At 72.8% G+C, this 15,260-nt stretch carries 14 protein-coding genes; 4 read left to right on the top strand and 10 right to left on the bottom strand.

Features of this window, described 5'->3' with window-relative positions; all coding sequences use genetic code 11:
- Positions 1-27 precede the first annotated feature (27 nt).
- From msrA to QIT00_RS13675, 3 genes are read left to right on the top strand one after another with little or no spacing between them, the layout of a single operon-like run.
- Positions 28-693, top strand: a complete 666-nt coding sequence (gene msrA, locus QIT00_RS13665; RefSeq protein WP_282535518.1) for a peptide-methionine (S)-S-oxide reductase MsrA — start codon at positions 28-30, stop codon at positions 691-693.
- A gap of 51 nt (positions 694-744) precedes the next feature.
- On the top strand, positions 745-1,155 hold the full coding sequence (locus QIT00_RS13670) for a VOC family protein (RefSeq protein ID WP_282535504.1): 411 nt from the start codon (positions 745-747) through the stop codon (positions 1,153-1,155).
- Between the two features lie 21 nt (positions 1,156-1,176).
- Positions 1,177-1,488 carry a hypothetical protein gene (locus tag QIT00_RS13675; protein WP_349017177.1) on the top strand — a complete coding sequence of 104 codons (312 nt, stop codon included), beginning with the start codon at positions 1,177-1,179 and terminating at the stop codon, positions 1,486-1,488.
- Here the strand turns inward: QIT00_RS13675 and QIT00_RS13680 are convergent.
- The 5 genes from QIT00_RS13680 to QIT00_RS13700 form a co-directional block, all read right to left on the bottom strand.
- Positions 1,453-2,706 (bottom strand): LCP family protein, encoded by a 1,254-nt coding sequence (locus QIT00_RS13680; protein ID WP_282535505.1) that lies wholly within the window; start codon positions 2,704-2,706, stop codon positions 1,453-1,455. The two genes, QIT00_RS13675 and QIT00_RS13680, sit on opposite strands and share 36 nt — an antisense overlap.
- Positions 2,703-5,042 (bottom strand): bifunctional polysaccharide deacetylase/glycosyltransferase family 2 protein, encoded by a 2,340-nt coding sequence (locus QIT00_RS13685; protein WP_282535506.1) that lies wholly within the window; start codon positions 5,040-5,042, stop codon positions 2,703-2,705. Before QIT00_RS13685 ends, QIT00_RS13680 begins: the two co-directional genes overlap by 4 nt.
- Positions 5,043-5,272: 230 nt before the next feature.
- Positions 5,273-5,662, bottom strand: a complete 390-nt coding sequence (locus QIT00_RS13690; RefSeq protein ID WP_282535507.1) for a VOC family protein — start codon at positions 5,660-5,662, stop codon at positions 5,273-5,275.
- Positions 5,663-5,785: 123 nt separating this feature from the next.
- Positions 5,786-7,048, bottom strand: a complete 1,263-nt coding sequence (locus QIT00_RS13695) for a L,D-transpeptidase (protein ID WP_282535508.1) — start codon at positions 7,046-7,048, stop codon at positions 5,786-5,788.
- A 192-nt stretch (positions 7,049-7,240) separates the two neighbouring features.
- Entirely contained in the window at positions 7,241-7,621 is a 381-nt protein-coding gene (locus QIT00_RS13700) for a hypothetical protein (protein ID WP_282535509.1), read from the bottom strand.
- A 108-nt stretch (positions 7,622-7,729) separates the two neighbouring features.
- On the opposite strand from QIT00_RS13700, the gene QIT00_RS13705 reads away from it, so the two are divergent.
- Positions 7,730-7,993: an LAETG motif-containing sortase-dependent surface protein gene (locus QIT00_RS13705; protein WP_282535510.1), complete on the top strand. Its 264-nt coding sequence runs from the start codon at positions 7,730-7,732 to the stop codon at positions 7,991-7,993.
- 227 nt (positions 7,994-8,220) lie between these two features.
- Here QIT00_RS13705 and hutH read toward each other — a convergent pair whose 3' ends face one another.
- The 5 genes from hutH to QIT00_RS13730 form a co-directional block, all read right to left on the bottom strand.
- Positions 8,221-9,795 carry a histidine ammonia-lyase gene (gene hutH / locus QIT00_RS13710; protein WP_282535519.1) on the bottom strand — a complete coding sequence of 525 codons (1,575 nt, stop codon included), beginning with the start codon at positions 9,793-9,795 and terminating at the stop codon, positions 8,221-8,223.
- Positions 9,796-10,347: 552 nt separating this feature from the next.
- Positions 10,348-11,502 carry a GGDEF domain-containing protein gene (locus QIT00_RS13715; protein ID WP_282535511.1) on the bottom strand — a complete coding sequence of 385 codons (1,155 nt, stop codon included), beginning with the start codon at positions 11,500-11,502 and terminating at the stop codon, positions 10,348-10,350.
- A gap of 230 nt (positions 11,503-11,732) precedes the next feature.
- Positions 11,733-12,521, bottom strand: a complete 789-nt coding sequence (locus QIT00_RS13720) for an enoyl-CoA hydratase/isomerase family protein (RefSeq protein ID WP_282535512.1) — start codon at positions 12,519-12,521, stop codon at positions 11,733-11,735.
- Between the two features lie 124 nt (positions 12,522-12,645).
- Positions 12,646-13,770 carry an adenylate/guanylate cyclase domain-containing protein gene (locus QIT00_RS13725; protein WP_282535513.1) on the bottom strand — a complete coding sequence of 375 codons (1,125 nt, stop codon included), beginning with the start codon at positions 13,768-13,770 and terminating at the stop codon, positions 12,646-12,648.
- 350 nt (positions 13,771-14,120) lie between these two features.
- Positions 14,121-15,071, bottom strand: coding sequence for a biotin--[acetyl-CoA-carboxylase] ligase (locus QIT00_RS13730; RefSeq protein ID WP_282535514.1), 951 nt, complete (start codon positions 15,069-15,071; stop codon positions 14,121-14,123).
- Positions 15,072-15,260: the final 189 nt, after the last annotated feature.

The following is a 15,260-nucleotide window of genomic DNA, read 5'->3' on the forward strand; positions in this document are numbered from 1 at the left end:
TCACGCACGCCCCTGCCCTTGGAGGACCTGATGCTGTTCGGACGTACGCCCGTCCTGCCGACCCGCGAGGAGGCCCTGGTGGGCCGCCCGGAGCGGCCCTTCGCGGTCCCCGAGCGCCATACGGTCCTGGGCAACCCGCTGCTCGGCCCGTACCCGGAGCACCTGGAGGTGGCGGACTTCGCGCTCGGCTGCTTCTGGGGCGCCGAGCGCAAGTTCTGGCAGACCCCGGGCGTCTGGACCACCCTCGTCGGGTACCAGGGCGGCTTCACCCCCAACCCGACGTACGAGGAGGCCTGTTCGGGCCTGACGGGTCACACCGAGGGCGTCCGCGTCGTCTTCGACCCCTCGGTCGTCTCGTACGAGCGGCTCCTGAAGCTCTTCTGGGAGAGCCACGACCCGACGCAGGGCTTCCGCCAGGGCAATGACGTGGGCACGCAGTACCGCTCGGCGATCCACACGCACTCCCCGGAGCAGGCGGCCGCGGCCGCGTCCTCGAAGGCCGCCTACCAGCAGGTCCTCACGTCCACGGGCCACGGCACGATCACGACGGAACTCCTCCCGGCGCAGGACCGCCCGTTCTACCCGGCCGAGGCGTACCACCAGCAGTACCTGGACAAGAACCCCGGCGGCTACTGCGGGATCGGGGGGACGGGGGTCTCCTGCCCGATCGGGGTGGCGCCGGCTGAAGGCTGACCGGGCAGGATTCGAGAAGCGGGGGTGCGGGGGCCTACCTAGCATGCGGGCATGGACATCAGCATTCACACCAGCGTGCTGCCGCACACCGATCCCGAGGCCTCGGTCGGGTTCTACCGGGACGTTCTCGGGTTCGAGGTCAGGAGTGACGTCGGGCAGGGGAGCATGCGGTGGATCACCGTGGGGCCCGCCGGGCAGCCCGACACCAGCATTCTGCTCGCGCCGCCCGCCGCCGACCCCGGGATCACCGAGGAGGAGCGGCGGATCATCGCCGAGATGATGGCGAAGGGGACGTACGGCTGGATCCTCCTGGCCACCCAGGACCTCGACGGCGTCTTCGCGCAGGTGCGGGAGCGGAAGGGGGAGGTGGTGCAGGAGCCGACGCTGCAGCCGTACGGCATCCGGGACTGCGCCTTCCGCGACCCCGCAGGCAATCTGATCCGCATCCAGGAGCTGCGCTGATCTCCTCGGTCGGAGGCCGTCATGTGTCAACCCGCCTGGGGGCGCGCGCGGGCCGCGGCGCAGCGGCTGGAGGTGTTCGCGCGGTTGCGGCGCGTGCGTGACCGGATCGACCGGGAGTACGCGCGCCCCCTGGACGCCGAAGCGCTCGCCCGCACCGCCGGGATGCCGGCCGCGCGCCTTGGCCGGGAGTTCCGGATGGCGTACGGCATGTCTCCGCACGCGTACGTGCGGGCTCGCCGGGAGGAGCGGGCCGCGGCGCTGCTGCGGCTCGGGGAAGCGGTGGCCGTGGCCCCGGTCTCAGTCCGCCGCCGTGACCGGGCGGTCCTCGCGTAGCCGGGTGAAGAGGCGGTCCGCCTTCCGCCGGTCCCAGCGGATCGCGCTGCCCTTGGGGGTGGCGACGCCCACCGCGGCGACGGGAACGTTGAGCTGGTCGCCGTCGCCCGCGGACACCTTGCGCATCGCCGTGAACAGGCGCGTCAGGTGGGGCAGTCCGGTCGACTCGTCCACCACGAGGGTGTCCAGGCCCGCCTCGGCCGTGCCGAACATCGCCGACGGGCTGAGCAGCACGTCGCGGGACGCGGCCTTCTCGGCGAGAGCGGCCAGGAACTTCTGCTGGTTGCGGGAGCGACCGAGGTCGCCCTCCTTCTCCTGGTGCCGCTGGCGCACGAAGGCCAGGGCGTCGCGTCCGTCCAGGGTGTGGCAGCCCGCGGTCAGGTCGAGTCCGGACTTCTCGTCGCGGAGGTGCCGGTCCACGCACATGCGGACGCCGTCGACCGCGTCCACGATGCCGACGAATCCGGCGAATCCGATCTCCGTGTAGTGGTCGATACGCAGGCCCGTGTTCAACTCGACTGTACGGACGAGGAGTTCGGGGCCGCCGAGGGAGAAGGCCGCGTTGAGTTTGTTCTTCGCCGCCTTGTGGTGGACGCCGGTCCTCGGGTCCACGTGGGCGGGGACGGTGACCCAGGAGTCGCGCGGCAGGCTGACCAGGCTCGATCCGTGGGCGCCGGTGTGCAGCACCATCATCGAGTCGGTGCGGCGGCCCTCGGCGCCGATCGAGGAGCCGGTGTGCAGGTCCCTGGTCTGCTTCTCGCTCAGGCCCTCCCGGCTGTCGGAGCCCACGATCAGGTAGTTGGTGCCCTTGCCGGGGGCGGGCCGGTCCGGCAGCGCGGAGAGGTCGACGTCGCCGGAGAGCCGGGAGTCGGCCCACACATAGGTGCCCGCGCCGCCGAGCACGCTCAGCAGGACGAGGACGCACAGCGCGCGCAGCACCCGGCGCAGGCGCGAGCGCCGCCGCCTCGGCCGCCGTCCGCGGCGCCGGTACCGGCCGCCGCCCGCGATCCCGGAGGCGGCCGCGGCGCGGGAGTCGGGGTCGTAGGGGTCGTACGGGGCGTAGGGGGCGTACGGGTCGTGCGGTTCGTCCGGTTCATGCGGGTCGTATCGGCCGTACGGCTCCAGCGGCTCGTACGGCCCGTACGGCCCGTACGGCCCGTACCGCTCGTACGGGTCCGGGGAGCCGAGGGGTATCGGAGTCTGCGGGCCGGAGCTCACGGCGTCACCTCGTGACCGGCAGGCGGCGGCAGGCGGCGGCGGTCGGCCGCGCGGTCGATGTGCTGGGCCGCCGCGGCGGCCGTTCCGGACCGGTGCATGCGGTGCCACTTCAGCCTGCTGCCGCCCACGAAGGCGACCACCGACTGGATCACCACGAGATACATCAACTGCCGGTAGACGAGCAGCTGGAAGGGGAGCGTCCACAGCGTGCGCCGGCGCTCGCCGTCGAGTCTGAGCGCGTACGCGGCGACGGCGATCTGCACGGCGAGAAAGCCGATCCACGTCGCCATGGACTTCACCGGAGAGTCGGTGAACAGGGCGCTGTAGAGCATGAAGACGTCGATGACCGGCGCGAGCAGCGGCAGCACCACCTGGAAGAGGAACAGGTAGGAGAGGCCCCGGCGCCCGAAGCGTCCCGCGGGCCCGACCTCGATGACGGCCCGGCGGTGCTTCCACATCGCCTGCAGAGTGCCGTAGCACCAGCGGTAGCGCTGCCGCCACAACTGCCGCAGGGAGGTGGGGACTTCGGTCCAGGCGATGGCGGTCTCCTCGTACACGACCCGCCAGCCCGCCCGCCACAGCGCCATGGTGAGGTCGGTGTCCTCGGCGAGGGTGTCCTCGCTCAGGCCGCCCACCCCCATGAGGGCGTCCCGGCGGAACGCGCCGATCGCGCCGGGCACGGTCGTCATGCACTCCAGGACCTCGAACATCCTGCGGTCCAGGTTGAAGCCGAAGACGTACTCCAGATGCTGCCAGCGCCCCAGAAAACGCCTGCGGTTGCCCACCTTGGTGTTGCCGCTGACCGCGCCGACGGCCGGATGCGCGAGGGGCTGGACGAGGCGTTCGATGGCGTCGGCCTCCAGGACGGTGTCCGAGTCGACCATCACCACGTACGGGCAACGGGCGTACCGCAGGCCGTGGTTGAGGGCGGCGGCCTTGCCCGCGTTGCTCTGGCACAGCACCCGCACGCGCGGGTCGCGGTCGGCGTACTCGTTCGCGATCTCCACGGTGCGGTCCGAGGAGCCGTCGTCGATCACGATGATCTGCAGCTGCCGGTGGGTGGAGGCGAGCAGCGAACGCAGGGTGCCGCCGATCCCCGCCTCCTCGTCGTACGCGGGGACGAGGACCGTCACCGGGTCGCGGATCTCACGCAGCCAGGGCGAGCCGGGCCGGTACCGCTCCAGGCGCTTGACGTGGGCGCGGGCGAACACGACGAGCACGACGAGGCGGATCAGACCGAGCCCGGCGGCGATGGTCAGCACCCAGCCGAGGGCGGCGACGAAGCTGCGCCCCAGGTCCTGGAACCGCATCAGGGCGGTGCCCAGCCACTGCTGCGGCCGGCTCGCCGGGGTCATGGCGGGCGCGGCGCCGACCGGATCCAGGGCGTCCGCGCTCGTACGGCCTGCGGCGTCCGCGTTCGTACGGCCTGCGGCGTCTGCGCTCGTACGGCCCGCGGCATCGCCGTCCGTGCGGCCCCCGGCATCCGCGCTCATACGGCCTGCGGCATCCGCGCGCGTACGGCCCCCGGCATTCACATCCGTACGGCCCCCGGCCTCCGCACCCATGCCGCCCTCGGCCCGCGTGCGGAGGCCCTCCGAGACGGTGGTGAACCGGCGGGCATCCCGGTCGGCGAGCAGCTGTCCGGTCTCCCGGTACGCGAGGGAGGTCTGGCTGAACTGGCGCACGACCCCGTCGGCCGGCTTCCTGCCGGGCCGGTCCGCGGCGACCAGGAGGTACCCGTCGTCCTCCGAGGCGCTCCGTGCGGCGGGCCACTCGGCCCCGCACAGCGTGGGGACGGTGGTGGTCATCGGCATGCGCAGGAGGGAGGTCCGGAAACCGTCGGCGCCCGCGAAGGCGCTCTGCGTGAGGTGGTGCTCCAGGGCGCCGCGCACCGCGGAGGCGGTACCGAGATCGGCCCCGGTGTACGTGTGGGAGCCGATCTCGTGGCCTTCCGCCCGGATGCGGCGGACGAGGTCGGGGTACTCGGCCGCCCTGGCGCCGTCGAGGAAGAACGTGGCGTGCGCGTCGTGCTTCCGGAGCAGGTCGAGCAGGCGCGGCGTCCACTCCGGGTCGGGCCCGCCGTCGTACGTGAGAGCGACGGTGCCCGCGGGCATCGAGGCCGAGCGCACCCGGTCGCCCCGGAGGGAGAGCACGGGCCCGGCGTCGGCCGCCGCCCGGGGCACCGGAGCGGTGCAGTCCTGCTTGGTCTTGGCTCCGTCGACCTCGTTCTGCACCCAGCCGTGGAACAGCAGGGCCCCGAAGAGGACGGACAAGGTGACGAAGAGGAGCGGCCAGTGCGCCCGCGGATCCCGGGCCTGCTTGTGCCGTGCCGCCATCAGGTGGCGGACGCGGCGCCGGCGTCCAGCGGGTCCAGGCCTTCACGTGATGGCCCAGCCGACCACCCGTTCTTCACGCTCCAATCACACATGGGAGGCGAGTGTATTGATCGCTCAGCCCGAGAATTGGGGCATTACCGGGCAAGACGGGCCGCCGGAGAGCATGACCTGCCCCACACTTCGGGAGCCCCCCGGGCACCTTCCGACGCCCCGCAAGGACCGCGGGACGGTCAGGAACCACCACTCCCGTACGGCCGCGTGAGGATCTCCATGTTGTGGCCGTTGGGGTCGGAGAAGTACGCGCCGCGGCCGCCGTCGAGGTGGTTGATCTCGCCGACCTGGCGGTGTCCGGGGTCCGCGTAGTACTCGACGCCCGCGGCCTGGATACGGCCGAAGATCTCGGAGAACTCGTCCTCGGAGACGAGGAACGCGTAGTGCTGCGAGGTGATGGGGCCGTCACCCGTGTCCATGTAGTCGAGCGTCACCCCGTTGGGGATCGGCACCGGGACGAACGGGCCGTACCGGGGGCCGACCGCGAGGCCGAGCAGGTCGGCGAGGAACGCGGCCGAGGCCTCCTTGTCATGGGCGGCGACGATGGTGTGGTTGAGCTCGATGGTCATCTCTGCACCTCCATCCAGAACGCTAGAGGCACTCCCCGGAGCGGACCATCGGGAAATACGCCTAGGGCCCCGGACCCCCCGTTCGGGGACCCGGGGCCTAGGTCATGACCGGACCGGTGAGGCTCAGGCGGCGGAGCCGGCCTTCCACTCGGACCAGTCCATGTTCCAGCCGTTGAGGCCGTTGTCCGGGGTGATCGTCTTGTCCGGGGAGTTCTTGACGATCACGACGTCGCCGACCAGCGAGTTGTTGTAGAACCAGGCGCCGGCGGTCTTGGCGTCGTTCGCGCCCTTGGTGTCGGAGAGGCCGACGCAGCCGTGGCTGGTGTTGGCCGAGCCGAAGATCGACTTGGCGCCCCAGTAGTTGCCGTGGATGAACGTGCCGGACGTCGACAGGCGCATCGCGTGCGGAACGTCCTTGATGTCGTACTCGCCCTTGCCGTCGTCGTCGGTGAAGCCGACCGTGGCGCCGTTCATCCGGGTCTCCTTGAACTTCTCGGAGATCACCATCTGACCGTTGTACGTGGGGTTCTCCGGGGAGCCCGCGGAGATCGGGATGGTCTTGACGGTCTTGCCGTCCTGCGTGACCGTCATCGTCTTGGTCTTGGCGTCGACGGTGGAGACCTGGTTGCGGCCGATCTTGAAGGTCACGGTCTTCTGCTGGACGCCGTACACACCGTCGGCGCCCTCGACGCCGTCGAGGTCCAGCTTGAGGGTCACGGTGGAGCCCTCCTGCCAGTAGTCCTCGGGGCGGAAGTCCAGACGGTTGCCGTTGAACCAGTGGCCGACGACCTCCTGGCCGCTGCTGGTGCTGACCTTGATGCCGTCCTGTACGGCGGCCTTGTCGGTGATCGCCTTGTCGAAGTTGATCGACACCGGCATTCCGACGCCGACGGTCTTGCCGTCGTCCGGGGTGAAGTTGCCTATGAAGCTGTTGGCGGACGACACGGTCGTGAACTTGGCGTTCTCGTGCGCCTCGCGGCCCTTGCCGTCCTTCGCGACGGCCGTGACCTTGTACGTCGTACCGCGCTCCAGCTGGGCGTCGGGCTTCCAGCTCTTCTTGTCGGCGGCGAGGGAACCGGCGACCTCGGTGCCGTCGGTGGTCTTCATCGCGACTTCGGTGAGCGTGCCGTCACTGACGGTAACCTTGGCCGCGTTGTTGATGCTGGCCTTGTTCTCGCCGTTCTTGGGCGTGATCTTGATCTGCGCGGCCGAGGTCTCCTTGGCGGCGGCCTCGTCGGCCTGGTTCTGCGACTTCTTGCCGCCGTCGCCCGCCTTCCCGCCCTCGTCACCGCTGCAGGCAGAGAGCACCAGTACGCCACTGAGCAGGGCAGACGCGGCTATGAATCCCCTGCGCCGCTTCCGAGCCGTCATCACACGCTTCTCCATCGTTGCCGAATCCCCATGTCCCCGTTGTCCCCGTGCGGGCGCCAGCGGAGGCAATCCCGTCACGCTTTAGAACACCCATGGTGGTTCGTCCGGTTCCAGGTGCGCCGAAGATGTGGGGAAGACCACGTACGTGTGCCCGTATCTCTGCCGTTTCTAGCAGTACGTGTACGGGTGGTGGAACCCGGCCCCGGTTCAGGCCCTCCCGGGCAGGGGCTCCTCGTCCACCTCGTCGTCCACGTCCTCGTCCACGTCCTCGTCCACCTCGTCGTCCACGTCGTCGTCCCAGTCCGGCTCGTCCGGGTCGTAGTCGACGGGCTCGCTGCTCCACGAGGCCTGGGCGAGCTCGACCCCCGGGACCTTGCCGACCAGGTCGAAGGGGTCGACCAGATACGCGAGGGCCTCCGCGCCGTCCTCCCGCACGGCCGACTCGGCATGCGCCCGCTCCTCGTCGGGCATGAACTCGTCATGCCCGATGCGGTCGAGCGCGGCGCCGGTGAGGGCGCCGGGGTCGGTGATGTCCAGGACCAGTTCGACCTTCAGCCGGACATAACGGGAGGTCTCAGGAGTGCTCATATGACGGAGCGTAAGGCGTGACCCCTCCCGGCTTTCCCGCGACCCGCGGCTTTCATTAGCATCAGCTCACACGGCCAAATCGCCAGCACCACAAGGGGGATCGATCCCGTGTCCGCCGCACGTCGCTCGCTGCTCACCACCACCGCCGCGGCCTCCGTCCTCGCTGCCCTGTGGTTCGTTCCCTCCGCGAATGCGACGGCCGACCGGCACGAGGAACGCCAGCGCGTCGAGCAGGCCTCCGCGCACTCCGAGACCCGCCTCGCGGAGACCGGCTCGGCGCAGACCACCCCGTACCTGGTCGGCGGACTGCTCTTCCTCGGCGCGGGCGCCGGCTTCGTGGCGTACTCGGCCCGCCGGGCCCAGCTCTCCTAGGTCCTGTCTTCAAACTCCCGTCGTCTCCCGGAGGGAGGCCCCGCGGCGTTCGGTGCGTGCTCTCGGTGTGCCGGGCGAAGGTCCTCGTAGCGGAGCTACTTGGGCCTTTGTCCGGTGCGGCGAGTGGGGGTCCCCCCGGCCGGAGGCTGGGGGAGCGTACCGGGCGTCTCGGGGCAGGCGGGAGTTTGAAGACAGGACCTAGGGGAGACGGCCCCTGGCGCGCCGCCCTACGCCAGGGGTCCGGTCACCGACTCCGCCGCAGCGACCAGCGCCCCGCCGCGTACGAACTCCTCGGCGAGAGCCAGATCGGGCGACACGTGCCGGTCGGGGCCCGGGCCTTGGATGCCGGCCGCGCGTGCGGCGGCGATCACGGCGCGTGCGGCGGGCGCGGGTTCGAGGCCCTCGCGCAGCTCGATCGCGCGCGTCGCGGCGTACAGCTCGACGGCCAGGATCCTCGTCAGACTCCCCACCGCCGTACGGAGTTTGCGCGCCGCGGACCAGCCCATCGAGACGTGGTCCTCCTGCATCGCCGAGGACGGGATGGAGTCGGCCGACGCGGGCACCGCGAGCCGCTTCATCTCGCCGACCAGGGCCGCCTGCGTGTACTGGGCGAGCATCAGGCCCGAGTCCACGCCCGGGTCGTCGGCGAGGAACGGCGGCAGGCCGTGCGAACGGTTCTTGTCGAGCAGCCGGTCCGTGCGCCGCTCGGCGATCGACCCGAGATCCGCGGCGGCGACGGCCAGGAAGTCCAGGACGTACGCGACGGGCGCCCCGTGGAAGTTCCCGTTCGACTCGGCCCGGCCACCTCCGTCCCTGAGCACCACCGGGTTGTCGATGGCCGCGGCCAACTCCCGCTCCGCGACCGTACGCGCGTACGCGATCGTGTCCCGGCCCGCGCCCGCGACCTGCGGGGCGCAGCGGACCGAGTAGGCGTCCTGGACGCGCGGCGAGTCGTCCTGGTGGTGGCCGGTGAGGCCCGAACCGGCGAGCACCTTCAGCATGTTGGCGGCCGCGGCGGCCTGGCCGGGGTGCGGGCGGATGGCGTGCAGCTCGGGCGCGAGGACCTTGTCGGTGCCGAGCAGGGCCTCCAGGGAGAGGGCGGCGGTGATGTCGGCACCGCGGTACAGCAGCTCCAGGTCGGCGAGGGCGAGGATCAGCATGCCGAGCATCCCGTCGGTGCCGTTGAGCAGCGCCAGCCCCTCCTTCTCGTGCAGCTCCACGGGGGCGATGCCGTGCTCGGCGAGGAGTTCGGCGGCGGGCCTGACCGTGCCGTCGGGGCCCTCGGCCTCGCCCTCGCCGAGCAGCGCGAGGGCGCAGTGCGCGAGGGGGGCGAGGTCGCCGGAGCAGCCGAGCGAGCCGTACTCGTGGACGACCGGGGTGATGCCCGCGTTCAGCAGGTCGGCCATGGACTGTGCGACCTCGGGGCGGACGCCGGTGTGGCCGGAGCAGACCGTTCTGAGGCGCAGGAACATCAGGGCGCGCACCACTTCGCGTTCCACGCGCGGGCCCATGCCGGCGGCGTGCGAGCGGACGATGTTGCGCTGCAGCTGGGCGCGCAGCTCGTGGCCGATGTGCCGGGTGGCGAGCGCGCCGAAGCCGGTCGAGACGCCGTAGACCGGCTCGGGCCTGGCGGCGAGCGCGTCGACGATCCGCCGTGCCGCGGCGAGCGCCTCGACGGCCTCCCCTGCCAGCTCGACCCGCGCCCCGCCCCGGGCGACGGCGACGACATCGGCCGCGGTGACCCCCGCCGTACCGAGGACCACAGCGCCCGAACCGGCCTCCGCCCCCACAGAACCTCCCATATCCATGGTCAGCAGCGTACGGATCGAGCGGGGGTACGGAGGGCGGCTCGGCCGGGCTCGACTCTTGCGGGTTGCCGGGGGCCACCCCGGCGCACCGGGAGCGGCGCGGGGCGTGGACCCCCGCCCCGGGCCGTCGGGCCCCACGCCCCGCCACCCCCGGCCGAGCCCGCGCCTGGGCGGCGCCGGGCAAGGCGGGCCAGTAGGCGGGCCAGTACGTCCGTGCGACGGCGCGGCGCAGTAGGCGACGAGCGTCAACCCTGGCGCATAGGGCAGCCCGACGCCGGGACGAGCCGGCACGGTCCCAGGCCGAGGCGGCCCGGCGAGGGCGCACCAGCTCTCGCCCCATTGCGACGCGGCGGAACGCGGCGGAACGCGGCGGGACGCGGCGGGACGCGGCGGGACGCGGCGGGACGCGGCAAGCCCAGCACGGTCGCGCCCCGAAGCCCCTGGCGCTGGCGCTGGCGCTGGCGCACCAACCAACCCGACCACCACCCCGAACCAGTCCCCCTCACGCCCACGGCACCCGCCCCAGCCCCGCCCCCGCGAGGCGACTCACCGCCCCCGGATACGTCTCCGCTCGCCCTCGCGCGGTGCTGGGCCCGGCTCGTCGGCCAGGCGGAGCACCGGGTCGTCCGGGCCCTCTCGGCCCGCCACCACCGGCTTCGCCGAGCGGGCGGCCTTGGCTCGGTACTGGGCGGCGTCCGCGAGGCGGAACAGGCGGCGGGCCGAGCGGACCGGGCCGATCGGGTCGCCGGTCGACGCCACCCCGCAGGCCACACCCTCGCCGAGCTCCAACTCCGCCCCGCGTACGCAGAGTTCATCGGCGACCCGGACCACCTCGTCGGCGCTCGGCCCCGTCGACAGAAGGCAGAACTCGTCGCCGCCGAGCCGGGCCGCGAGCGCGCCGGGCAGCATGGCGCCGCACAGCGAGAGCACCGAGCCGAAGCGTTCGAGCAGCCGGTCGCCGACCGCGTGGCCCCGGGTGTCGTTGACCCGCTTGAGGCCGTTCAGATCGCAGACCACGAGCGAGACCACGACGCCCTCCGGGTCCGCCCGGTGCCGCTCGATCGCCTCGTCCAGGCGGGCGTCGACGGCACGGCGGTTGGCGAGCCCGGTCAGGGCGTCCGTGTACGCGAGCCGGCGGGCCTCCTCAAGCCGCTCGAACTGGGCGATCCCCGCCGCGATCACGGACGCCAGCACGGTCGCGAAGTCCGCGTCGGGCCGCTCGAACTCGGGGGCGTCGAGCGACCGCCCCACGTACAACTCGCCCCAGGCCAGCCCGTGCAGCACGATCGGCGCGACCACGCAGCTGCTCCGGCCGCGTCTGCGCAGGGCCGCCACGCGCTGGTGGCAGTAGCCCGCCGCGGTGCCCGCGCTCGGCCCGCGCGCGGTCTCGACCCACGCGTCCGGCTCGCCGCCCCCGGCCCACCGCTCGTGCAGGAACTCGGCGATCTCCGGGAACTGGTGCACCGGATACGCCTCGTCCTCGGGGAACTCCTCCTCGTCCGGGGCCCGTTCGCCCGCGTTGACGAGGACCCGGAGGCGGCCGCGGTGCCGCTCCCACACCGACAGTGCGGCGAAACTCCCGCCCAGGGCCCGGCGCGCACCCTGCGCCGCGGCCAGCCAGGACTCCCGCGGTGTGTGCGCGGCGGCCATGGCCTGCGCGAGCGCTACGACGGCCCGCAGCCGGTCTTCCTCCTCAGCCATCTTCCCAGGCTAGGGAGTTTCCTCCCGGTTCGCCGCTTTCGGGCCGGTCACTCGGGGTGCCCCGAAGGGGCGCGGGGCTGTGACATTCACGGCTCCGCCGCGGGGCGCGCCCAGCCACCCGCTACCGGCAGCCGCGGCAGGACCGGTCACACCGACCTTGACGGCGGCCCTGCCAAGCTGGACGGCGGCCCGCCGAGCCCCGGACGACGGCGAGGGTCGGACCACATGAGTTACGGCCACACCGGCTTCCGCTTCTCGTTGAAGGCCGCGACCCCCTCGGCCCGGTCCCCCGAGAACGCCACCGCACGCCATGCCGCGTCCTCCACGTCGAGCCCCGCCCGCAGATCGAGCCCCTGGCCGAGGCGCAGGGCGCGCTTGGCCGCGCGCAGCCCGACCGGGGAGTTGCCCGCGATCCGGGTGGCGAGGGCGAGCGCCTCCTCCCGGTCCCGGCCGGCCTCCACGAGCTGGTCGACGAGGCCCAACTCCCTTGCCTCGTCCGCCTCCACGCGCCGCGCGCTGAACACCAGCTCGGCGGCGCGCGCGGCCCCGACCCGGCGCGGAAGCAGCTGCGTACCCCCACCGCCGGGGATGACGCCGACGGACACCTCGGGCAGGCCGACCACGGCGGTGGCGTCGGCCACGATCAGGTCGCAGGCCAGGGCGAGTTCGAAGCCGCCGCCGAGGGCGAAGCCGTGCACGGCGGCGATGGTCGGCATGGGGAGTTCGAGCACACCGGTGTACGCGGCGCGGGTGGTGGGGCGCTGGCGCACGAGCTCGGCGTCGGAGAAGGAGTTGCGCTCCTTCAGGTCGGCGCCGACGCAGAACGCCCGCTCGTGGGTGGAGGTGAGGACGGTGACGCGTACGTCCGGGTCGTCGCCGAGGGCGCGGCAGGCGGCGGAGATGGAACGGGCCATCGCGGTGGACACGGCGTTCATGGCCTTCGGCCGGTCGAGCACGAACTCGGCGACGTACTCGTGCCGCCTCACGACGACGTGCTCCCCGAACCGCTGCTCTGACATGGCGCCTCCGCCCCTGGATCCCACTGGTTAACGGTCGTTACCAACGGATCATGTCAGGCCGGGGCGGCGGGGCCAATACCTGCCCGGACACCGCGGACAGCGGACAGCGGACAGCGGACAGCGCTCAGTCGCGGCGCGAAAGCAGCCAGGGCTCGATCATGCCGAGGCCACGCACCGGCCGCTGCCACATCGGCTGCAGCCCGAAGCGGTACGTGACCGGCTCGGCGCCCTCCTTCTCGGCGCGCTCGGCCTCCGCGGCGGCCTCGGACTCGGAGGCGGGGGCGTCGCCGGTCCTGGTGAGCTCCTCGGCGAGGGCCCCGTCGACCAGGACGGCGTCCTTGGGCGCTATCGAGGTGAGCCGGCTCGCGAGGTTGACCGTCGTACCGAACACGTCGCCCATCCGGGTCGTCACGGTGCCGAAGGCGATGCCGACGCGCAGCTCGGGCATCGTCTCGTCGTTGGCCATGGTCTCGATCAGGCGGAGCGAGATCTCGGCGGCGGTGCCCGCGTCGTCGGCGGCGAAGAGGACCTCGTCGCCGAGGGTCTTGATGAGGCGGCCGCCGTGCGCGGCGACGAGGTCGGCGGCGGTGGTCTCGAAGGCCTCGACGAGCTCGCCGAGCTCCTCCTCCTCCATCCGCCGGGTCAGCCGCGTGAAGCCGACGAGGTCGGCGAAGCCGACGGCCAGACGCCGGTCGACCATCTCCTCGTCGTCGCCCGCCTGCACGACCCGGCTCGTGGCCGCGGCGAGCTGGCGCCGCCAGACGTAGACGAGGAACTCCTCCAACTCGGGCAGGAGCAGCTCGACCAGCGGATACGTGACCTCGGTACGGGTCATGCCCGGCTCGGGCGGCTCGGTGAGGCCCTCCAGGAAGGAGTCGATCTGCCATTCGGCCAGGCGGGCGGTGGTCTGCCCGGTGGAGCGGGCCACCTGCACGGCCATCGCCTCGCTGAGCAGGCCCGCCTCGACGAGACCCGCGAGGCGCCGCAGGGCGAGCACGTCCGCCTCGGTGAGCGCCTTGGCCTGGCCGATGTCGGGGAAGCCCATGGCCCGCCAGAAACGGGACGCCAGCTCCATGGAGACGCCCGCGGTACGGGCCGCCTGGAAGGCCGTGTAACGCCGCTCGGCGCCCAGGATCAGCTGTTCGAGCCGGAGCGCGAGCGGATCGTCCGCGTGGTCGGCCGCGGCGTCGTCGGCATCCCGGGGGGCGGGGTGGGTGCCCGTGCCTGAGCCCGTGTCGTCGACGGTCACTGCGTGTTGCCCTTCCGGTCTGTCGCGGTCTGATAACGACCGGGCCCCACGATACGGCAGGTGTGGGGTGCCTCACGTAGCCCCGCGCATCCCGTCCGTTCCGGGTTCGACGGGCCCCTGCCGGGGAACACTGCGGGGCCGCCCGGCCCGGTGCGCGCGGAGGGGCGGGGACGGACCGCCCCCCCGGCCGGGAGGTACCGCCCCCCGGCCGGGAGGTACCGCCCTCCGGCCGGGATGTACCGCCCTCCGGCCGGAACGTACCGGCCCCACCGGCGCGGGTCCCGGTACGTCCGCGGCCCGAGGAGCCAGCCCGTACCGGAACGGGCCCGAGGAGCCGCCCCGTACCGGGACTACGCCCCCTGCTCCGCCCGGAGATGCACCACGTCCCCCGCGCCGACGGCCTCCCGGGCGCCCTCGTCCGTCGTGACGACCAGGCGGCCGTCCGTGTCGAGGGCCGTGGCCTCGCCGACCAGGGTGCGGTCGCCGGGCAGTTCGGCGCGGACGCGGCGGCCGAGGGTCGCGCAGCCCGCCGCGTACGTCTCCTGCAGGCGGGACTGGGCCGGGTCGCCGCCCGCCGCGCGCCAGTCGCCGTACCACTGCTCCAGGGAGCGGAGCAGGGCGCGGACCAGCGGGTCGCGGTCGGTGCTCACCGCGCCGGCGAGGGCGAGGGAGCCCGCGCCGGGGACAGGGAGTTCGTCGGCGCCGAGCGTGACGTTGATGCCGATGCCGAGGACCACGCCGGCCTCCTCGCCCGCGCCGGCCCGCTCGGCGAGGAGGCCGCCTGCCTTGCGCTCCTCTCCGTCGACCGTGACGAGGATGTCGTTGGGCCACTTCAGGGCGGTGTCGACGCCGGCGGTGCGGGAGAGCGCGGTGGCCGTGGCGACCCCGGCGAGCAGCGGCAGCCAGCCCCACCGCTCGACCGGCACCTCGCGCGGCTTGAGCAGGACGGAGAGGAAGATCCCGGAGCGCGCGGGCGCCGTCCAGTCGCGGTCCAGGCGGCCACGCCCCGCGGTCTGCTCCTCGGCGATGAGCACGGCGCCCTCGGCGTCGTCCACGGCACGGGCCGCGAGGTCGACGTTGGTGGAGCCGGTGCTCGGCACGACGTCGAGCACGGTCCAGAGCCCGCCGGGCCTGACCAGCGCCCGGCGCAGCGAAGTGGCGTTCAGCGGCGGCCTGTCGAGGTCGGACCAGGGGCCGGCTCCGGTGCCGGAGGCGGAGGTCGGAGCGGAGGAGGACGACGGGTTCGACGAGGGGTTCGACGAAGGGTCGGGCGCTGATCCTGAGGACTTCGTTGGCGTCATGCAAGACAGCCTAGGTGTGGTAAATGCCGCACTGCCGAGGCGTGCCCGCGCCATTACGCTACGGGTCAGTAGCTCGCCAGGTCGGGACCTCACGGACACGGCCTGGTCTCACCCAGCGCACGTCCCCATGAACCCGTGACCAGCCAGGGAGCCGCACCCCCGATGTCCGAGCCGGAAGCGCAGAGCGCC

Source organism: Streptomyces luteolus (assembly GCF_029968015.1).
GTDB classification, from domain to species: domain Bacteria; phylum Actinomycetota; class Actinomycetes; order Streptomycetales; family Streptomycetaceae; genus Streptomyces; species Streptomyces luteolus.